Consider the following 3,647-nt stretch of genomic DNA (forward strand, 5'->3'; position numbering starts at 1 on the left):
GCCGCCAAGGACTCCTGGTGGACCCGGGATCAGTTCGCCTTTTTAAAGGATATGCAGGCCGAGTATAATACGCCTGTGAAAAAACTTGCATTTGTTTATGAAAACGGCGACTGGGGAAAAGGCATGGCAGGCCAGTGGAAAAAGCTGGCAGCAGAAAACGGATATGAGGTGGTGCTGGACGAACCCTATCCTTCAACCGCCACCGACCTGAGCCCTGTGGTCCAGAAGATCAGACGCTCCAGGGCAGAGGTGCTTTTACTGGTTTCCAATGCTGCGGACGCTATCTTGCTGACCAACACACTGGCTGAATACAAGGTACGCTTAAAAGCCATTGTGGCCACCGGCGGCGGACATGCTGACCCCTTCTTTATTAAGGCCGTGGGTAAAAACGCCCAGTACCTTTTTGATATTGTGGAGTGGGAAACCGACATCAACAAACCCGGCGCCAAAGAGACCAACGAAAAATACAATGCCAGATACGGCTATAACCTCACCGGAGAGGCGGTGGACGCGTATGTCTCCATGTACGTGATCAAAGATGCCCTGGAACGTGCGGCAAGCTTCGATAAAGAGGCCATCCGCAAGGCCCTGGCTGAAACCAACCTCACCTCAGGTCCCGGCATGATCGTGGGTTATGATGCGGTTCAGTTCGACAGCAGCGGTCAGAACTCCCACGCATCTCCGGTGATTGTGCAGATTAATGATGTCGGCAACGGCCTCGAAAGAATTACCGTATGGCCCAAAAGTGCCAGACGCGCGGGATACACCCCAGTTTTTCCCAAACCATAAACCTGCCCATCCCAATGCCCCGCTTTGAAACGGTCAACATCTTTTCAAAGCGGGACATAAGCGTCCGGAGAAAAAAATGATCTATTTAATTGAAGATACAATCAACGGCATCCTGATGGGATCGATTTACGGGCTGACCGCCCTTGGCTTGACCATCATTTTCGGAGTGCTCAAGGTGGTCAACTTTGCCCACGGTACCCTTTTGATGGTCAGCATGTACGCCGCCTACTGGACTGTCACCCTGTCAGGGTTTCATCCCTACCTTGTCCTGATTATAGTTGTTCCGGTGATGTATGTCTTTGGATACTACCTGCAGGATATTGTGATAAAGCCTATTTTCAAGGCGGAAAAGAATGTCCGGGAACCCAGTACGGTGATTATCGTCACCACCGGGGTGTGGTATGTGCTGGACAACCTGACCCTGATGATTTTTGGACCCCAGTACCGTTCTCTTCCGGATAACTCGCTTCAGGGAAAAATGATAGAGCTCGGGGATATATTTATCTCCGTTCCCAAATTGTGGGGGGCCGTTACCGCTGTGGCAACCGCCTATGCCGTTTACTACTTTTTTCAAAAAACACGGACAGGGCGTGCCATCAGGGCATGCAGTCTTGACCGCAATGCGGCCAGTCTGTCCGGCATTAACCAGTATAAAATATACAACATGGCCTTTGGTCTCGGCACGGCCGTGACCGGTATTGCCGCCGTCACCCTGGTTCCCTTCTACAACACCTTCCCTTCCGTGGGGGTTTTGTTTGATATCAAAGGGTTTATTATTGTGGTGCTAGGCGGGTTAGGCTCCATTCCCGGAGCCATCATCGGCGGGATCATTGTCGGGGTCATCGAATCCGTGGGCCCCCAGTTCATGACCGCCACATGGACTGAGGCCATTGTATACGGTCTGTTTCTTCTGGTCCTTTTTGTTAAACCCTCAGGATTGTTCGGAGTAAAATATGACTGGTAAACCCATGACAGGCACAGGGGAGAACAGCGCCCTTTACGAGACTGATGCCGCCTTTCTTGACAGGTCTGCTTTGGCCCGGCAGGTGGTCAAGGACACCATCAACAAGGTACTGCTCGGGGCGGTGGTGATCCTGGTGCTGGCATTGCCGGCTCTCATCAGCAGTCCCACCTGGCTGCATATCATTGTTTTGATATTTTTTTACGCCTATCTGACCACCTCCTGGAACATGGTGGGCGGATTTGCAGGCGTGCTGCCTTTGGGGCATGCCGTATTTTTGGGCATCGGCGCATATACCTCAACAGTGCTTTCCCTCCAGTACGGGATCAGTCCCTGGCTCGGCATGTTCGTCGGCGGTCTTTTAGCGGTTGCCGCCGGCATGGTTATCGGGCTGCCCACCTTAAAGATGCGCGGGGCCTACTTTGCCCTGGCAACCATCGCTTTTGCCGAAGGCGTGCGCGTTATGGTTGAGAACATAGAATACCTGGGACCGTTCAAACTTAATGGTCCCCGGGGCTTGCAGATTCCGCCCTTGAATATTGGTTGGGCCAATTTTATGTTTTCATCCAAGGTTCCGTATTACTACATTATCTTGGGGCTGCTGCTGATTATTCTCTTGTTGACCTGGGCGGTTTCCAGGTCCAAGCTTGGATATTACCTGACCGCCGGCGGAGAGGAACCGGAAGCGGCCCAGGCTTTAGGCGTCAATGTCTCCCGGGCCAAGGTGATTGCCATGGCGTTAAGCTGCTTTTTTACAGCCCTGGCCGGTACATTCTATGCCCAGTTCTCCTTGTTTATTCACCCCAAAAGTACGATTTCCCTTGATATTTCCTTTGAGATTGCCTTTATCGCTTTGATCGGCGGCAGAGGTTCCATTGCAGGGCCGGTTTTAGGCGCACTGCTGCTTCGGCCGGTCAGTGATCTGTCAAGAATTTACTTTGGAGATATTTTGCCGGGCATGCATCTGGTGATATACGGCGTTGTACTCATTCTTGTGATGATCTATCAACCCCGGGGACTGCAGGAACCCTTGACCCGGATATACGACAGGGTTGTAAACCGTATGGCCGATGGCTTTATCAAAGGAGGGGATATAAATGAGTCTTCTTGAATTAAAGGATGTGACCAAACAGTTTGGGGGCCTTACAGCGGTGGACAGCTTGAGTCTGTCCATGAAAAAAGGCGAAATTCTGGGACTCATTGGTCCCAATGGTGCCGGAAAATCCACGGCATTTAACTGCATTGCAGGGGTGTTTCCCCCCACAAAAGGCAAGGTGGTTTTTGACGGGCAGGTGATCAATGGTCAAAAGCCCTGGGATCTGTGCAAAAAGGGACTGGCTCGCACATTTCAGATCGTGAAGCCCTTTGCGTCCAAAAGCGTACTTTATAATGTTACGGTGGGGGCCTTTGCCACGACCTCCAGCAGGGCCGAAGCCGAGGCAAAGGCCATCCAGGTGCTGCAACTGCTCAATTTTGACGATAAAAAGGATGCCAAATCATCGGATCTGACCATCGCCGACAGAAAACGCCTGGAGATCGCCAGGGCCCTGGCCACAGAGCCGCGACTGCTGCTTTTGGATGAGGTAATGGCAGGCTTGCGGCCGGCGGAGGTGGATGAAATGGTTGAAATTATAAGGTTTTTGCGTGAGCAGGGCATTACCATTCTGGTGATTGAGCATATCATGCGGGCCATTATGGCGTTATCCGACCGTATTGTCGTCATCCATTTCGGGAAAAAAATTGCACAAGGGACGCCCAAAGCGGTGGCGTCCGACGAAAATGTGATCAAAGCATATCTGGGAGATGAATATGGGGTTTCTTGAGGTAAATAATATTGATGTCAGATCAAAAAGGACCTGGACATCCCCATAGCTGACATCAATATTATTTACCTCAA

4 protein-coding genes are annotated in these 3,647 nt (G+C 51.5%); all 4 read left to right on the top strand.

What is annotated here, in order from left to right; translation table 11 throughout:
* On the top strand, positions 1-789 hold a 789-nt coding region (locus tag B3D59_RS06890; protein ID WP_286818588.1), incomplete at its 5' end, for an ABC transporter substrate-binding protein.
* A 76-nt stretch (positions 790-865) separates the two neighbouring features.
* On the top strand, positions 866-1,753 hold the full coding sequence (locus tag B3D59_RS06895; RefSeq protein WP_286818589.1) for a branched-chain amino acid ABC transporter permease: 888 nt from the start codon (positions 866-868) through the stop codon (positions 1,751-1,753).
* Positions 1,743-2,861, top strand: coding sequence for a branched-chain amino acid ABC transporter permease (locus tag B3D59_RS06900; RefSeq protein ID WP_286818591.1), 1,119 nt, complete (start codon positions 1,743-1,745; stop codon positions 2,859-2,861). Before B3D59_RS06895 ends, B3D59_RS06900 begins: the two co-directional genes overlap by 11 nt.
* Complete coding sequence (locus tag B3D59_RS06905) at positions 2,848-3,573, top strand: ABC transporter ATP-binding protein (RefSeq protein ID WP_286818592.1); 726 nt, start codon at positions 2,848-2,850, stop codon at positions 3,571-3,573. The genes B3D59_RS06900 and B3D59_RS06905 overlap by 14 nt, the downstream gene beginning before the upstream one ends.
* Positions 3,574-3,647: the final 74 nt, after the last annotated feature.

The organism is Desulfobacter sp. UBA2225, from assembly GCF_002348205.1.
GTDB lineage: Bacteria > Desulfobacterota > Desulfobacteria > Desulfobacterales > Desulfobacteraceae > Desulfobacter > Desulfobacter postgatei.

Coding starts and splice junctions, on each gene's coding strand:
- B3D59_RS06895 (WP_286818589.1), top strand. CDS start 866: ATGATCTATTTAATTGAAGATACAATCAACGGCATCCTGATGGGATCG.
- B3D59_RS06900 (WP_286818591.1), top strand. CDS start 1,743: ATGACTGGTAAACCCATGACAGGCACAGGGGAGAACAGCGCCCTTTAC.
- B3D59_RS06905 (WP_286818592.1), top strand. CDS start 2,848: ATGAGTCTTCTTGAATTAAAGGATGTGACCAAACAGTTTGGGGGCCTT.